The following is a 16,449-nucleotide window of genomic DNA, read 5'->3' as shown; positions in this document are numbered from 1 at the left end:
CTTATAAGGAAATTGAGTACAATTTCACTTTACTAGTTAACCGACATATCTCTTCAACACGGTATCGACATGACTCCCGTATTTTTCACCAAACGTATTTAAATGTACTAGTAAAAAAAACAATTGGTATAAAGGTTTTCGATTCTTATATTCACGATCGATCGGAAGTATTTGTTGATACACGTCATAAAACTCTTCAGGAAAACCTCCAAACAATTCTGTATAAGCCAACTCGAATTCATGATGCCCATAAAGAATCGAAGGGTCGATCAAGTAAGGTAGCCTATTCTTGCCAATCATCCAGTTTCCAGCCCATAAATCCCCATGTAGAAGTCTTGGAGTGATGTCATCAGTTGGTATCCACTCATTCATTCGTCCAACCAGTGCCTCCAACCTTCGCCTTCTAATTAGCGGCATGTATCCAAGCTGTTCAGCTAACCTCATTTGAGGTTGGATTCGCATCATTTGGTAGTATTCACACCAATTGTCCCACCAACCATTTTGTTGAACAATTTCCCCGACAAATGTGCGGTCTTTATAGCCGTATTGAGCAGAGGTTACCTTGTGTAGTTTGGCCACCGTTTCAGCCAATAGTTTCGGAGACCCTCCCTGTTTGCTCTCTATCCATTCCATCACACAACCACTTAAATGCCCTTCGTTTATAGTAAATAAGCCGAATACGTCTGGCGTTAGAACGCCACCTCTTTCTTTTAACTCCATTAACCCTTCCGCTTCAGATTGAAAAAAATCCTCCCCAAATGCAGCGTTTGCTTTTATGAATATTGGGGATTTATCTGTTTCCACATAGTACGCTTGATTGATTTCTCCACCAGAAATAGGTTTCATACTTATAATTTCACTATGTATTCCTACTTGAGTCATTGCTTCTTTCATCCATGGTAGCGGTCGCATTCTACTTACCCTCCAATCTCAACATATTTAAAATAGGAAGAATAGATGATTATATCTACTCTTCCTATTTCCAAATTTAAATCGGTAACTTGTTCAAAACATTCTGATAAGCAAACCCACGAACTTCCTCTTCTTTAAATCTCTTTTGCAGTTCTTCAATCAGAACTTGATATTTTCCACTATGCTCCAAACCTGTTACTAACGTTGTCAGCCCGTCAAAATCAGAACCTAAAGCAATGTGGTTAACTCCACCAATCGAACAGAAATAATCAATATGCTTGATGAGATCATCGATCGTAGCCGCTTCCGTTCCATTAACAAATTCTGGACTGAAAACCATTCCAATAAACCCATTTTTGCGAAAAACTGCTTTAGCTTGAACATCATCCAAGTTTCGCCGATGATTACAAATCGTCTTCGAATTTGAATGAGTTGCGATCGGGTAGTCGGCTTTATTCAACACATCCCAAAATGATTTAACTGAAAGGTGAGAAACATCGGTCCAGATATGGTGATCATTATTCATTGCAACAACGTCAAAACCTAGTCGTGTTAACCCCCCACCTCGTGGTTCACCAACACCATCCGCGCATAAATTGGCATTGTTCCAGGTTAGGCCAAGTGATTTAACGCCTAAACGGTAAAACGTTCGTAGTTTAGTTAGATCATTCCCAAAAGCATCGGCACCTTCCAAGGAGAGCATTGCACCAATTTCACCTTTTTTTAGTTGATGAATATCTTGCCAATTGCTTATCTTTTTCATCTGACTATGTTCGTCGACAACTTTCGTATGAAATAAATCAATTTGCTCTAATGCTAATTGAAATTTTTTGTCACTTGGAATATCTGGATCAATATAAACAGCAAATACTTGCAAAGCGACATCCCCTTGAACGAGACGTTTCACATTTACATTTAAGTCTGGATGATTTGTAAACGAACGCGTGCGATCCTCTTGCAGTTTTAATAATGCGTCACAATGTAGATCAACAACTTTCATTGATGCCCTTCCTTTCTTGGTGTCTCTGTAATCTAGTCTGTCGTTGGTCGAACCATTTTTTCAAGATTAATATATTCATCAAATTCTTTTTCTGTTAAAAATCCGAGTTCAACAGCTGTTTCTTTTAGTGTCGAATTATTTTGAAAGGCTGTTTTTGCTATGATTGCTGATTTTTCATAACCGATATATGGGTTTAAAGCTGTTACAAGCATTAGTGAGTTTTTCACATGCTTTTCGATAACTTCTTCATTGACTTCGATACCCACGACACATTTATCATTGAACGAATCCATCGCATCACTTAACAACCTAACAGACTGAAGGAAATTATAAATGATGACAGGTTTAAATACATTAAGTTCGAAGTTTCCTTGGCTTCCGGCAAATCCAATCGTAGCATCATTTCCAAACACTTGTGAAACTGCCATCGTTAATGCTTCAGATTGGGTAGGGTTTACTTTCCCAGGCATGATGGAACTACCTGGTTCATTTGCAGGAATAGAAATTTCACCAATACCTGAACGTGGGCCACTTGATAACCAACGTACATCGTTAGCAATCTTCATCAAATCAGCAGCAAGTCCTTTTATCGCTCCATGTGCATAGATGAGTTCATCATGACTCGTTAGAGCATGAAACTTATTATCAGACGAATCAAAAGATACACCTGTAATACGACTAATTTCTTCGGCAGTGTACTCACCAAATTTTGGATGAGCATTTATTCCAGTACCTACTGCGGTACCGCCAATAGCTAAGTGGCGTAGTTGATCTGCTGATTGCTCAATCATTTGTTCTGATCTTTCGAGCATGTAAGACCAACCACTCATTTCTTGTCCTAATGTCAATGGTGTCGCATCTTGCAGATGAGTTCGACCAATTTTAATAACATCCTCAAATGCCTTTGACTTTTGATCTATTGTCTTTTTGAGTCGTTTTAATGCCGGCAAGAGTCTTTTATGAACATCTTGTAATGCAGCAATATGCATCGCTGTTGGGAAAGTATCATTCGAACTTTGTGAACGATTCACGTCATCATTTGGGTGAATGCTTATGCCACTTTCCGATTTAGCTAATCTTTCGTTCCCTCGAAAAGCGACGACTTCATTCATATTCATATTAGATTGTGTTCCACTGCCTGTTTGCCAAACGACTAACGGGAAGTGTTCGTATGTACCTTCTTCTCTTAATTCCTGACACACCTCTTGGATTGTCTTTGCTTTTACTTCATCCATATTTTTTAAGCGGAAATTTGCAGCAGCTGTTGCTTCTTTCAATATCGTAAACGCCTCAACTACTTCTTTTGGCATCTTTTCTGTACCAATTTTAAAATTATCCAAGCTACGTTGTGTTTGCGCTCCCCACCATTTATCTACAGGTACCTTTACTTCACCTAATGTATCCTTTTCCACGCGATAATCCATGATAATTCCTCCTTTTTTTATTAACAAAATAAAATCATAAATCGAAAATCTACAACATAACACTAGTTATTACTTCATAATGTATTCTAATCGTTCGAGGCTGCATTTATCAAAGAAGTATCATATTTACAGTGACCACTTGCTGAATAACATAAATAATTAGTAAGATTAAACCTACTGTTATGACAATCCGAAAAATCGCCCCAACGACTCTCAACAAGACTATTCCTATAACAATAAGAATAAGTATCGTTATTAAATCCATCTACTATCACTCCTTATGGTTTTAAAATACTTTTCTTTGCATTAAAAATCAAGATGGAAGCCTCATTTCTTAATTTTAAGTATTATCACAGTAAGTACTGTTTGAAATTTCGAAATATTAAGTATATGATATTTATATATCTTTTTTTAAAAGATTAGTTGAGTGAATTTCATAATTTAGAGCCCTTGCGTCCCAAGGAGTTTGAGACACAAAAAAGGAAGTACCTCCCCAAGTCCTGTATAATGGTGGTTGACCAAAACAACCAAAAAGACTGGAGGAAATACTCCCTATGGCCATTATACGACAAACGAGCTTATTTAGCATTCAAGACTTATATGAGATGGAACCTACCCAACGTTATGAATCGATTATTTCAGCGATAGATTTAGATGCGATCCACGATGAAATAACCAAAAAATCCCGACTTGGTGCACCCGTAGAGCTGAATTATGCGGCAATGGTTATTTCTATGTTTGTACGAATCGTTGAGCGCATTCCAACGATGAAGGACTTAATAAAACGTTTGAATGATGACTTTATATTTAAGTTGAATTGTGGTTTTCTTGTGTCTGACAATACTCCCTCTGAAGCTGCCTATTCACGACTTATAACGAAACTGGATGACTCTATTGTTTTAGAGGAATCACAAGAGAAAGTTGTTCTTCAAGCCATGGCGGAAGGCTTTATTATGGATGACACGGTCGCTATTGACGCCACCCATTTTGAAGCACGTGATCAAGCACCACCAAAAGAAGAAAAGCCAAAAGCAGAACCTAACAAGCGTGGGCGCAAACGTAAAGACGAGCGAGAACAATGGCTGATGGAACAAGCAGAAAAGGAAGCAAATCTTCCACTTTTCGAAAAGAAAATAGAAGCTCAGTTGGATGTTCCTTTACATGAGTTACGTTCGGAAGTTCCTCAAGACCCTAAATGGGGTGTAAAGAAGAACAGCGAAGGAAAAAATGTCTTTTGGTACGGCTACAAAGGTCACTTAGCTGTTGGTACATCCAGTCAATACATTTTACAGTCCCTTTTTTCTTCTGGCAGTTTGAATGATGGAAAAGCAGCTATTCCTTTATTAAAGGGAGTGGATGAATGCCTATCCTTGCCTTCTTTGGCCTACCAGACAATGGACGCAGGCTATGACTACGCCCCTATTTATGAACAAGTTCATCGAATGGGAAACCAATCTGTGATTGCTTATAATAAGAAAAATGAAGCAGAACCCATCGGGTTTGATAAACACTTTGCCCCAACCTGTTTTAGGGAACATTCCTATCGTTATGATAGTTTTGATGCCAAGTATGAAACGTTGAAATACACAAGTCCAAAAGAATGTAGCGACTGTCCTTTAGCTAACGAAGGCATTTGCCAAAAGGTTTATAAAGTAAAAATCACGACAGACCTCCGAAAATATACAGCACCAGCACGTGGTTCAAAAGCATGGAAACATCTATCCAAACGCCGCTCAGCAGTAGAACGCGTCAATGCTTATCTAAAGGAATATTATCAACTAGACAATGTACGTTATCGAACGGGAAAACGCGCAAAAGTTCATTTTGACATCGTCACGCTTATTTATAATGCATCAAAATTAGCAAGTGATCGTATCAATTTACTGTTAAATCAGCAACAAGCTGCTTAAAGAAATTTTTAAAAACGACATTATTAAAATTCTGCAGGTCTTTGAATTTTTAAAAAGGTGAATTATGAAATTGATTCAGTTAAATGAAAATTTCATTTCAAGAGAATATTGTGGCTGCACTGATGTAAATAACACGACAAGATTTATTTTTATAGGGTAGCCTTAGATTAAGTGGAGGTGGAATGTATGGAAATATTACAACCAAAACAAGAAACTTATCAGTTAAAAAATTATCAAGAAGCGAAAGATACATTTAAATGGGACGACGTAAAAAGTGTATTTAGTTGGTCTAAGACTGGAAATGTCAACGCAGCTTATGAATGCATCGATCGCCATGTTGTAAATGGGAACGGCGAAAAAGTAGCACTGTTATATTCAGATGCTGCAAGAGATGAATCATACACATTTAAACAGCTACAAACAGAAACCAATCAAGCAGCTCATATGTTTCGAAGACTAGAAATAGAAAAAGGTGATCGTGTTTTTATCTTCATGCCTAGATCTCCTGAATTATATGTAGCACTCCTCGGCGCTATTAAAATGGGAGCAGTTGTCGGCCCTTTATTTGAAGCATTTATGAAAGAAGCCGTTCGAAGTCGACTTGAAGACAGCGAAGCGAAAGTAATCGTAACAACTCCTGAACTCGTATCTCGTATTCCGCATGAAGAGCTTCCACATTTGGAGAAGATAATTCTTGTAGGAGAAAACGTGCAAAAAGATGGCCCTTTCTATTCTTATTACGAAGAAATGGAAACGTCTCCAAATGATGATTCAGCGATGGAGTGGGTAGATTTAGAAGATGGAATGATCCTTCATTATACTTCAGGTTCAACTGGTAAACCTAAAGGGGTTTTACATGTTCACAACGCAATGATCCAACATTATCAAACAGCTAAATGGGTTCTCGATCTACGAGACGATGATATTTACTGGTGCACCGCTGACCCTGGATGGGTTACTGGAACATCCTACGGTATTTTTGGACCTTGGTTAAACGGAGTGACAAATGTTATTCGTGGAGGCCGATTCTCTCCTGATGACTGGTACGCAACGGTTGAGAAAAATAATGTCTCCGTTTGGTATAGTGCACCAACTGCTTTCCGTATGTTGATGGCCGCGCCAAAAGAAGTCCTCGCTAAATATGACTTAAGCTGTTTGCGTCATATTTTAAGTGTCGGAGAACCATTGAATCCTGAAGTTGTTCGTTGGGGCTGGGAAGTCTTTCACCACCGCATCCACGACACGTGGTGGATGACCGAAACTGGAGCTATGCTCATTTGTAACTATTTAAGCGAACCGATCAAACCAGGTTCGATGGGAAAAGCCTTTCCTGGTATCCATGCTGCTATTATTGATAATGAAGGAAAAGAACTCCCACCATATGAGATGGGTAACTTGGCGATTCAGGCAGGATGGCCAGCACAGATGAGGAAAATTTGGAAGAATGATACGAAATTTCAAGAATATTTTTCCATCCCTGGTTGGTATGTTTCCGGGGATACTGCTTATATGGATGACGATGGTTACTTCTTCTTCCAAGGACGTAATGATGATTTAATCATGACAGCTGGAGAGCGCGTTGGACCATTTGAAATTGAAAGCAAACTTGTAGAACACCCTGCGGTAGCAGAAGCAGGTGTCATAGGAAAACCCGATGAAATACGCGGCCACATTATCAAAGCGTTTATTGCTCTAAATATAGGTTATGAGCATACAGATGAATTAAAAGCTGAAATTAAGCATTTTATTAAATCTGAATTATCTGCTCATGCTGTTCCAAAAGAAATTGAATTTAAAGATAAACTTCCTAAAACAAGAAGTGGAAAAATCATGCGCCGTGTTCTGAAAGCTTGGGAATTAGATGAACCGGCCGGCGATTTATCAACGATGGATGATGCTTAATAAGAGTACCTCCTGAACTGACATTTAGAGAAATTCTACAGTCATGATAAAATAACTTAAGTTACAAAACAGATTAATATTGATTAATCAAAAGACCCTCAAGTTGTCGAGGGTTTTTTGGTTCAAAATATAGGTTAGTTCCTACTTTGTAAGTACCTTGTATTTTACACTTATGTTTATTTTGCAAAAACGTGATTTCCAATACGTTGACTAATCGTTAGGTTATTAACCCATTCCGATGTTGCTGTATCTGGATTGAAAAAATAAATGGCACCATTTGTAGGATCATACCCCTTCATAGCTTCTTCCACCGCTTGGATTGAATCTGAACTTGCATATCCACGAATTGTCCCATTTTGAACAGGCTCAAATGCATATATACTTCCAGAATCGTACGTTTCATAAATCACATGAAAGATGCTTGATGGAAAACCGTTATGATTCACTCTATTTAATACAACTGAAGCAACAGCCACTTTCCCTTCATACGATTCACTTTTTGCCTCAGCTTCTACTAGTCGAGCTAATACTTCCCCCTCAGCTTCACTGTAACCATTAACTTCTCCAACATTATTCACCTGATTGCTCTCTGATATCGTAAGCGTCTGACCTGGATAAATCAACGAACCAGAAATTCCGTTCCAATTTCTCAACTGAGAGACAGTTACAGCATGATGATTTGCGATAATCCAGAGGGTTTCTCCTCTCTGAACCGTATGATGCGATACTCCCTTGTTTGGAATTATTAATGCTTGTCCTGGTCTAATTTCATTATGAGATAGGTTATTTTGACGTTTTAACCCCTCAATTGTAACACCGTATTTTTGGCTGATTGTCCAAAGACTATCGCCACTTCTCACTTCATAGGAAGAGGCAGAAACTTCCTCTTGTAAAACCAATAGAAACATTCCCATTAACGCACTCATGACAATTATTTTTTTCATAAATGTACACCCTCCTTTTTTTAATAAATGAAACTACTTTTTTTATCGTAATAAATTGCGTGTGTTATGTCGTTAGTAGATTGTTAGATACTTTTCAAAAAATGACCAAATGATAGCGTTTAGCTGAAATAAATGGAATGTCTCACATTTTTACTGCAGAAGTGGGATTTAATCATGAAGTTTCTCGTAGAATACATCGAGCTGACCTTCCATCTTCTTTTCACAATAGAAAAAGATGATTCTTCATCAGAAAAGTCCGGCTTTTAAAATTCCGGAACAAAAAAGCACCCCAATTGAGATGCTTTTTAAACTTCATTTTATGTTAGTGAGTAACCGTAATCGCTTTATTGCCCTTTAGAAGGATTTTTTCTCCATGAATCACAACATCTAAAGATAATGCTGATTCGTTTGTAACCGTTACTTCTTCCTGATCGACTCGAATCATTAAACGTGCTCCACGGAACAGTACTTTAAATGAGAACGATGTCCACTGACTTGGAATGAATGGATTTAACACAAACTGATCGTTGGTAATTTTCATTCCGCCAAAACCTTGAACAACAGACATCCATGTTCCTGCCATACTCGTCGTGTGACAGCCATCTTCTGTGTCATTATTGTAATTGTCTAAATCAAGGCGTGCTGTCCGTAAATACATGTCATATGCTTTATCCTTATAACCTAGTTCACAAGCTAAAATAGCATGAACACAAGGTGATAGAGACGATTCATGAACTGTCATTGGCTCGTAAAAATCAAAATTACGTTTTTTTGTCTCTATATCAAACTCATGATTTAAGAAATAAAGCCCTTGCAAGACATCTGCTTGTTTAATAAAACAGGAGCGTAAAATCCGATCCCATGACCAGTTTTGATTTAATGGGAGATGCTTAGAATCCAAATCTGCCACAGGTAATATCTCTTTGTCTAAGAAATTATCTTGTTGCAAGATGACACCTAGCTTTTTGTCCTCTGGATAATACATTTTGTCAATGATATCGAGCCATTTTTTCATTTCTTTTTCGTTTAGTTTCAACTTGTCAATCCACTGCTGATATAATTTATTATCCGAGTCTTTCAAATAGTCAAGAACGTAGAGAGTGTATTCCAATGTCCAACTAGCAATACGATTTGTGTACCAATTGTTGTGTACATTATTCTCGTATTCGTTCGGTCCAGTCACACCTAGCATCATATACACATCTTTTTGCGGAACGTAATTTACACGCTCTTCCCAAAAACGAGAAATCTCTACTAATACTTCAACACCATATTCACCAAGATAAGCTTTATCTCCAGTGTAATTCACATAGTTATAGATCCCATATGCAATCGCACCATTTCGATGAATTTCTTCAAATGTAATTTCCCATTCATTATGAGATTCTTCCCCGTTCATCGTCACCATTGGATAAAGTGCACCTTTTTCAAATCCTAGCTTACGAGCGTTTTCTTTCGCTTTTTCTAAATGGTTATACCGATAAATAAGTAGGTTTCTTGAGATTCTTTCCTCAGCTGTTGCTAAATAAAACGGTAAACAGTAAGCCTCCGTATCCCAATAAGTGCTTCCTCCATATTTTTCACCGGTAAAGCCTTTAGGACCGATGTTGAGACGAGCATCTTCACCAGAATATGTTTGATTCAATTGATATATATTGAAACGAATGCCTTGCTGTGCAGCAACATCTCCTTCTATGACAATATCACTGTTTAGCCACTTCTCTTTCCAAGCAGACGCTTGTTCTTTTTTTAATTGTTTGAAGCCTTTGGCAACAGCTTTATCTAGTTCTTTTCCTGAGATAATTTCAAGCTGGTTCTCATCGTGATCACGATTCGTTACATTTGCCGCATATTTATAAATGGTTGTTTTTTCGTTTTTTACAAGTGGCGCTTTGTAAGTTAGCCCAGCATATTTGATTTCTTCTATACCTATTCCTTCTACATCAAGCTGTTTATCCGCTTTGAAAATTTGTGTTTCTATCGTTGAACAAAATTGAAAATTTAATTTTTTTGTTTTGACAGATAGAGAAGCTCTGTCTTTACTCAACGAAGAATCGATAGGGTCCCAAAATTTCTCGTCGTAATTCGCATCTTGGTTTCTTACGTCACCGTCAAGATATGAGGTGACCTGCAAAGTTCCATCAAAATTCAAAGGGGTAATATCGTATTTTATCGCTCCTATTTCTTTATCAACAATACTGACAAAACGAGTTGCTTGCACCCTTATTCTTTTTCCTTCACGAAGTTCTGCTTCGAAAGAACGTGTTAAGTTTCCTTCTTTCATATTCAGTTCACGAACGAAGTCACTAACTACCGCCTTATTTAAATCGAGGTCTTCTCCATCGATAACAATTTGTAATCCAATCCAGTTTATTGAATTTAAAACTTTTGCAAAATTTTCAGGATAACCGTTCTTCCACCAACCGACTCTTGTTTTATCCGGATAATATACGCCTGCCATGTAACTACCTTGAAGCGAAGAACCAGTATATGTTTCTTCAAAGTTTGCTCTTTGCCCCATATGACCATTACCTAGACTGAATACACTTTCTGAAATTTCGTGGTTTTCGGGATTAAACCCTTCTTCTATAATTGACCACTCGTGTTCTTTCAAATACGGTTTCATATTAATCTCCTCCTATTTTAAATATTTTCATTTGCGCAATCGGTTGCACTTCGTATGAAAAAAATTTACTACGACAGACGCTCTATTGACATCTGTTCCATCGAATTAATATAATCATTAGCTCCTTTTAAAATATTTGGATTTCCTACAGCCACAACGTACATTCCTGCTGCTTTTCCTGCTTCAATTCCTGATTGTGCATCTTCAAACACGACACAATTTTCAGCGTTTACTGAAAGTTCTTCTGCTCCCAACAAAAATACTTCTGGGTCAGGTTTCGCATTTGATATCGAATTACCATCTATAATAGCATTAAATTGGTCATATAATCCAATTTTCTTAAGAATTATCGGTGCATTTTTACTCGCTGAACCTAATGCAAAAGGAATATTATTATCTTTTAATTCAGTAAGAAATGCTTGCACACCTGGAAGAATTTCCGATTCATCCATTTTCGAGATAGATTTTACATACCGTTCATTTTTACGTGCTGCGAGTTCCTCTTTTTCCTTATCATTTTTAACCAAATTACCAATCTCGAGTAAAATATTTAATGAGTCCATTCTACTTACGCCTTTTAAACGTTCGTTGTCATCTTCGGTAAAATCAAATCCTAATTCGTTTGCTAATTGTTTCCACGCTTTAAAATGGTGTTTAGCCGTATCTACAATGACACCATCTAAATCAAATAGGACGGCTTTTAATGTTGCCATCTTTTCATCCCCTTCCAGTAATGTTTCCACTCTATTTTAGCTCAGCTAACTTGAATAGGGAAGCGTTTTATCAATAATGTTTTAAATCTAGCAATTGTCGTATTTTAAGATTTATTAGTTTTTTTTGACATTTATAGAAGAATGGGTTTATTTCCGTCGAATTATGTTTAATAATTGTACTATCTCCATCAAACTTTAAAGGGGCTGTTGTTAACATGGTCAGTCTATTATCTATTGAATCGAAACGAAAGCAATTAATTGAATGTGTTATTATTCATGGTTTAACATCTGATTTGACGTTAGAACGATCAAAAGAGCTTGATGAATTGATCATTCAATATCAAGCTCTTCAAAATGAGGAATAGTTGAAGTTCACCAGTTCATCGCTTCACTAGCATTGATCATTCCATAGCCGTGATACCGATCAAACCCAGCTGGGCCGATATCATCTGCGGTCACGCGAATTTTTTCATAGACATCTTCATTTGTCAGGTCTTCATCTTGAGATCGGATCAAAGAAGCAATTCCAGCAACATGTGGAGCTGACATCGAAGTTCCACTCATCATTACATACTGGCCTCCAGGAAAAGTACTTGGTATATGTTCTCCTGGTGCGGTTACATCCGTATGATCACCAAAATTTGAAAAAAAACTTCTCTCGCGGTTTTGATTCGTTGATCCGACTGCTAGTACTTCATCATAAGCCGCTGGGTACATAGGAGTTTCTACATTGTCATTACCTGTTGCTGCTATTAGCACAACATCATTATCATAAGCGTACCTAATAGCTTCATACATCACTTCCGAGTCGTGTTCATCCCCTAAGCTCAAGTTGATGACCTTCGCGCCATTGTCTGTTGCCCAATAGATCCCTTCGGCGATTGAGAATGAATTTCCAATCGCTTCATCATCTAAGACTTTCACTGCCAATATGGGGGCGTTCCAAGTAACCCCAGCGATACCATCCTCATTATTAGTCACGGCGCCAAATATCCCTGCAACATGAGTCCCGTGTCCATTATCGTCAAAATAGGACTCATTATTTTCAAATGCATTGTAGCCTTTAACTACTCTCTCTTGCAAATCACGATGCTCTGGATCTATGCCACTATCAACAATTGCGACGGGAACACCCTCACTCCCTTGTGTTTCATTCCACACACCTTCTAAGTTCATCTGCTTTAAATTCCATTGATAAAAATCATATAATTCATCGTTGGGTAGATCTATAGGCTTGGATGAAGTACTTGCTTTATTACTTGTTTGTTTCTTAAAGTTATAATTAGGTTCCATATATTTAACAGAAGGGTCATGATCCCATTGATTCATCATTTCATCAGCCTCTTTCGTTAAATCACGGACAACGACCGTCTTACCCATTTGATCCAAAAGGAACACATCATGATCTTCAGCCCACTTTTCGGGCTCTACTTCTTCAGCTAACACTACAACTACCTCGCCTTTTTTCATTTCCTCTTTTGTAGTATTTTCTAATTCTGATGACAAATATAGGTCCCATTTTAATTCTGGTATTTTTCTTCTTGCCGATAATTCATCAACAGTTGCTTCACTTTCAGAAAAAGATAAATCGAGACCAGAATTTCCAATAAAGAAATTTCCATTATTATCAGATAAGGATGCTAGTTCTTTGACGTAATGTTCAACAAAACTTAAATCAACTTCTGATATAAAAAATTCGTCATCATTCTCCAATCCGACTACCATCTTTTTAGTGCCGCGAGAAGTATAAGGTTCTGAGTATAACCATTGGTCGCCACTTGTTGATTGGCGTTGGAATTTATCAATGCTGTCTTCTGGTAGCGAACCATGTTCATATATTAATGTTTCTGATGGCAGTTCATAACTAGCAAACCCATCAATATGAGCATGATTATTTAACTCCTCTTCGATCCAGGCTGCTTCATTTTGATTGTTAGTTAACGATTCTTCCCAATGAAGTAAATCAAGTTTCACTTGTGATAAAAAGAGTTCTATTGTCATGACCAAATCTTCTGCTTGTTGCTCATTAAATGCCTGTTGCTGATCAGAAGTTTGTAGATCTGGATAGGCAATTCTGTTTAAATGTTCTGACCTATACCAAACAGCTAATACGACAATCAGCACTATACTACTTAACAAGGCTAAACGATAAATGGCTCTCATACATCGACTTCCTCTCTCTTAAGCGACATTCTTTCTATTATGATGCGCAAAAGAAAAAAAGATATGAGAATTAATTATTTAGGAAAAGAAAATGCAAATTATTATGAAAGATATAGCCCAAATCAATAAAAAACATCTACCAAATTAACATGTAATTTGATAGACATTTTAAGCAATATTATTAATGTTTTCGATAAATAATTGAACTCGTTATGAAAAACCAAGAGATTTCCGCCGGTTCTTTTATATTATAATTGGACTTTCGTTAAAATGTATAATACGGTGAAATCATTACATACACCAATACCCCTGTCGCACTAACGTATAGCCATAATGGCATAGTCCAACGCACCCATTTGCGGTGTGTCGGTCTCATATCTTTGTATCCAGTGAAAAAACTCATTAATGCTAAAGGAACAATCACAACTGCTAAAATTATATGCGTAATTAAAATAAAATAGTAAAACCCTACAATTGCCCCAGTTCCTCCATATGGAGTCGACTCCGCCATGAAATGAAACGTCACGTAAGAAATCAGAAATAAGCTTGTTGTTGTAAAAGCCGAATAAATGAACCTTTTATGCACAGTAATATTTTTCTTCAATATTGCGATTAACGCAAAGAACAAAAACATAAATGTAAATGAATTTAATATTGCATTTACTAAAGGAAGTCGGCTAATCCAAACTGGAAGTTCTCCTCCGTAACCAGGTAAAAAGGATAACAGAACAATCAATAAATTTACAACTAAAGTTAATACAATCACTGTTTTTATATGGTTATTTATAATAATATTCCACAATGCTTTCATTTCCGCTACCTCCATCTCCATTCACCAAACATTTTTCTTATTAACCATTAAATAGTATACAATGAATTTTGCTAACATAAAAGAAGAAAGCACCTCGCTTTAGTAAGCGAAATACTTTCTTCATCAAGCATATTGCGTTTTGACTGACTTCACTTTCTTTTCTTCTGTTACTTGCTTGATATTTCTAATCATAAAGATCGAAGTAGTGAATGCAATAACTAATAATCCTGCAAAAATATAGAAGGTTAAATCATAGCTTGCCGTGGTTGCTCTCACATACGAAACAACCATTGGACCAACCACACCCGCCATCGACCATGACGTTAATAATAATCCGTGAATCGCTCCTAATTCCTTCGTTCCAAATAAGTCACCAATAAATGCCGGTAAAGCAGCAAACCCTCCACCGTAAATAGAAATAACGGCTAATATCAGTATTTGGAATAAAATAACGTTGGATGTCATCGGTAGAATTAAAAAAGCAACTAAATTAATTCCAAAGAAAATCATATATACTCTTGCCCGACCAATATAATCAGATGCAGATGCCCAAATAATTCGACCGCCACCATTAAATAGTCCCATTATTCCAACCATACTCGCTGCAGCAATCGCCGTCATGCCAACTTTTTCTTGAGCCATTGGAGAAGCGACCGATATTAACATGATTCCGACAGAAATATTGATAAACATCATCACCCAAAGCATCCAGAAACGCTTTGTTCTAACTGCTTCTTTTGCAGTTAATTGAGCTAAATCTTCTTTCGCAGGCTTTTTTTGTTGCTCTTGTTTTTCAGTCATCGCTTTCGGTTTCCAGTCTTTCGGTGGTCTTTCAATATACAACGCACCTGATACCATAAGCACGAAAAATATCGTTCCCAATATAAAAAATGTAGCTGATATTCCAACTACTTCAATTAAATTTGCCGCAACAGGTCCAGAAATTAAAGCACCTGCTCCAAATCCAAATACAGCCATTCCTGTCGCAAGTCCACGGCGATCTGGGAACCACTTTACTAAAGTTGATACAGGTGATATATAGCCTAATCCTAACCCCATACCACCGATAGCACCGTAAAATAACAGAAACAAAACTACAGACTCAACGGCAATGGCTACCCCAGATCCAATTAAACCCGTTGAAAAGAAAATAGCTGCTAACAAAGCTGCTTTACGAGGACCTTTTTTTTCCACAAATGGACCAAAGAATGCAGCTGAAATACCTAAGAAAAAGATCGCTATTGTAAAGGCTAATGCCACTTGTGTCTTCTCCCATCCCAACTGATTTGCTATTGGATTTTGAAACACACTATAAGCATAGGCTGAGCCGATAGATAAATGTATTGCTACTGCAGATAAAGCAATTAACCAACGATTTTTTTGTTTCATTTTAATAAACCACCTTTCGAAATCATAATGTTTCTTATATCTAATAATCTACTTATGATTTTAAAGGTTTTTTTCATTTTCAAAAAGTAGTTTGTTACAAACTTCACAAATTCATCGTTTCTTTTTAACAAATTTGTGACAAAAATAGCGGAGTTGGATCAAATACGGGCCTGTTAACATACTTAGTTTCTAATAAACAATCCGAGCATTTAAAACAATAGATAGGTTTGTTTATAAGGTAGGGAGATTGCTATATGACTTCGTTTTTCTCCTAGGCGCCACAAGAGTATATCATCTTCCCCCCCTAGGTTCTCCTATAAAATTAAGAAAATATTCTTTAACTTAAAAAAGTTAAAGAATATTTTCCATGCTTAATTAAAATTGTTAGCTACATATACTAACCCGCAAATATATAAGAATTCCGCTATAATTTCGTTGGTTTCACTGTGTTTACTTTTTCATTTCTAAAGCTTTGTTCCATTTTATCTAATAACTGATCAACGTCTTGTTTCTGCTCCTTTCCCCCGAACACTCTTCTCTTTTCTTTCTTCAAAATGCGAATCAACATTTTTTTCTCTTTAGCAGTCAATACCATGAGTTCATTACCCCTTTACTTGGTTTCAGAGCAATCGTCATTACTTTTATGCCCGTTATA

General features: G+C 37.0%; 14 protein-coding genes. 3 read left to right on the top strand and 11 right to left on the bottom strand.

All coding sequences use genetic code 11. The features are described 5' to 3' along the window. Nucleotides 1-36: 36 nt before the first annotated feature. The 4 genes from ACM26V_RS02035 to ACM26V_RS02020 all read right to left on the bottom strand — a co-directional run bounded on the left by ACM26V_RS02035 (nt 37) and on the right by ACM26V_RS02020 (nt 3,601). Nucleotides 37-912, bottom strand: coding sequence for a fructosamine kinase family protein (locus ACM26V_RS02035; RefSeq protein ID WP_416149802.1), 876 nt, complete (start codon nt 910-912; stop codon nt 37-39). Between the two features lie 76 nt (nt 913-988). After that, nucleotides 989-1,912, bottom strand: a complete 924-nt coding sequence (locus ACM26V_RS02030) for a dipeptidase (protein ID WP_416149801.1) — start codon at nt 1,910-1,912, stop codon at nt 989-991. A 32-nt stretch (nt 1,913-1,944) separates the two neighbouring features. After that, nucleotides 1,945-3,336 (bottom strand): class II fumarate hydratase, encoded by a 1,392-nt coding sequence (gene fumC, locus ACM26V_RS02025; RefSeq protein ID WP_416149800.1) that lies wholly within the window; start codon nt 3,334-3,336, stop codon nt 1,945-1,947. A gap of 109 nt (nt 3,337-3,445) precedes the next feature. Then, the gene (locus tag ACM26V_RS02020; RefSeq protein ID WP_416149799.1) at nt 3,446-3,601 is read right to left on the bottom strand and encodes a hypothetical protein; all 156 of its coding nucleotides are present in this window, start codon (nt 3,599-3,601) and stop codon (nt 3,446-3,448) included. 289 nt (nt 3,602-3,890) lie between these two features. On the opposite strand from ACM26V_RS02020, the gene ACM26V_RS02015 reads away from it, so the two are divergent. Then, entirely contained in the window at nt 3,891-5,246 is a 1,356-nt protein-coding gene (locus tag ACM26V_RS02015; RefSeq protein WP_416147931.1) for an IS1182 family transposase, read from the top strand. A 186-nt stretch (nt 5,247-5,432) separates the two neighbouring features. Further along, nucleotides 5,433-7,148: an acetate--CoA ligase gene (gene acsA, locus ACM26V_RS02010; protein WP_416149798.1), complete on the top strand. Its 1,716-nt coding sequence runs from the start codon at nt 5,433-5,435 to the stop codon at nt 7,146-7,148. Between the two features lie 176 nt (nt 7,149-7,324). Here the strand turns inward: acsA and ACM26V_RS02005 are convergent, their stop codons facing one another. The 3 genes from ACM26V_RS02005 to pgmB form a co-directional block, all read right to left on the bottom strand. Continuing rightward, nucleotides 7,325-8,092 carry a LysM peptidoglycan-binding domain-containing protein gene (locus ACM26V_RS02005; protein WP_416149797.1) on the bottom strand — a complete coding sequence of 256 codons (768 nt, stop codon included), beginning with the start codon at nt 8,090-8,092 and terminating at the stop codon, nt 7,325-7,327. Nucleotides 8,093-8,414: 322 nt separating this feature from the next. After that, entirely contained in the window at nt 8,415-10,718 is a 2,304-nt protein-coding gene (locus ACM26V_RS02000) for a glycoside hydrolase family 65 protein (RefSeq protein ID WP_416149796.1), read from the bottom strand. 68 nt (nt 10,719-10,786) lie between these two features. After that, entirely contained in the window at nt 10,787-11,431 is a 645-nt protein-coding gene (gene pgmB, locus ACM26V_RS01995; RefSeq protein ID WP_416149795.1) for a beta-phosphoglucomutase, read from the bottom strand. A gap of 215 nt (nt 11,432-11,646) precedes the next feature. On the opposite strand from pgmB, the gene ACM26V_RS01990 reads away from it, so the two are divergent. Continuing rightward, complete coding sequence (locus ACM26V_RS01990; protein ID WP_416149794.1) at nt 11,647-11,796, top strand: aspartyl-phosphate phosphatase Spo0E family protein; 150 nt, start codon at nt 11,647-11,649, stop codon at nt 11,794-11,796. A gap of 7 nt (nt 11,797-11,803) precedes the next feature. Here the strand turns inward: ACM26V_RS01990 and ACM26V_RS01985 are convergent, their stop codons facing one another. The 4 genes from ACM26V_RS01985 to ACM26V_RS01970 form a co-directional block, all read right to left on the bottom strand. Continuing rightward, complete coding sequence (locus ACM26V_RS01985; protein WP_416149793.1) at nt 11,804-13,594, bottom strand: S8 family peptidase; 1,791 nt, start codon at nt 13,592-13,594, stop codon at nt 11,804-11,806. A 265-nt stretch (nt 13,595-13,859) separates the two neighbouring features. Continuing rightward, complete coding sequence (locus tag ACM26V_RS01980; RefSeq protein ID WP_416149792.1) at nt 13,860-14,405, bottom strand: DUF420 domain-containing protein; 546 nt, start codon at nt 14,403-14,405, stop codon at nt 13,860-13,862. 123 nt (nt 14,406-14,528) lie between these two features. Continuing rightward, nucleotides 14,529-15,794, bottom strand: coding sequence for an OFA family MFS transporter (locus ACM26V_RS01975; RefSeq protein ID WP_416149791.1), 1,266 nt, complete (start codon nt 15,792-15,794; stop codon nt 14,529-14,531). A gap of 424 nt (nt 15,795-16,218) precedes the next feature. After that, nucleotides 16,219-16,389, bottom strand: coding sequence for a hypothetical protein (locus ACM26V_RS01970; protein WP_416149790.1), 171 nt, complete (start codon nt 16,387-16,389; stop codon nt 16,219-16,221). Nucleotides 16,390-16,449 lie beyond the last annotated feature (60 nt).

It is taken from the genome of Salipaludibacillus sp. HK11, from assembly GCF_047795645.1.
Lineage (GTDB): Bacteria > Bacillota > Bacilli > Bacillales > Salisediminibacteriaceae > Salipaludibacillus.
This window is presented reverse-complemented; position numbering and strand designations above follow the sequence as displayed.

Excerpts from the sequence above, each read along its gene's own strand:
- ACM26V_RS02035 (WP_416149802.1), bottom strand. The coding sequence starts at position 912 with ATGCGACCGCTACCATGGATGAAAGAAGCAATGACTCAAGTAGGAATA.
- ACM26V_RS02030 (WP_416149801.1), bottom strand. The coding sequence starts at position 1,912 with ATGAAAGTTGTTGATCTACATTGTGACGCATTATTAAAACTGCAAGAG.
- fumC (WP_416149800.1), bottom strand. The coding sequence starts at position 3,336 with ATGGATTATCGCGTGGAAAAGGATACATTAGGTGAAGTAAAGGTACCT.
- ACM26V_RS02020 (WP_416149799.1), bottom strand. The coding sequence starts at position 3,601 with ATGGATTTAATAACGATACTTATTCTTATTGTTATAGGAATAGTCTTG.
- ACM26V_RS02015 (WP_416147931.1), top strand. The coding sequence starts at position 3,891 with ATGGCCATTATACGACAAACGAGCTTATTTAGCATTCAAGACTTATAT.
- acsA (WP_416149798.1), top strand. The coding sequence starts at position 5,433 with ATGGAAATATTACAACCAAAACAAGAAACTTATCAGTTAAAAAATTAT.
- ACM26V_RS02005 (WP_416149797.1), bottom strand. The coding sequence starts at position 8,092 with ATGAAAAAAATAATTGTCATGAGTGCGTTAATGGGAATGTTTCTATTG.
- ACM26V_RS02000 (WP_416149796.1), bottom strand. The coding sequence starts at position 10,718 with ATGAAACCGTATTTGAAAGAACACGAGTGGTCAATTATAGAAGAAGGG.
- pgmB (WP_416149795.1), bottom strand. The coding sequence starts at position 11,431 with ATGGCAACATTAAAAGCCGTCCTATTTGATTTAGATGGTGTCATTGTA.
- ACM26V_RS01990 (WP_416149794.1), top strand. The coding sequence starts at position 11,647 with ATGGTCAGTCTATTATCTATTGAATCGAAACGAAAGCAATTAATTGAA.
- ACM26V_RS01985 (WP_416149793.1), bottom strand. The coding sequence starts at position 13,594 with ATGAGAGCCATTTATCGTTTAGCCTTGTTAAGTAGTATAGTGCTGATT.
- ACM26V_RS01980 (WP_416149792.1), bottom strand. The coding sequence starts at position 14,405 with ATGAAAGCATTGTGGAATATTATTATAAATAACCATATAAAAACAGTG.
- ACM26V_RS01975 (WP_416149791.1), bottom strand. The coding sequence starts at position 15,794 with ATGAAACAAAAAAATCGTTGGTTAATTGCTTTATCTGCAGTAGCAATA.
- ACM26V_RS01970 (WP_416149790.1), bottom strand. The coding sequence starts at position 16,389 with ATGGTATTGACTGCTAAAGAGAAAAAAATGTTGATTCGCATTTTGAAG.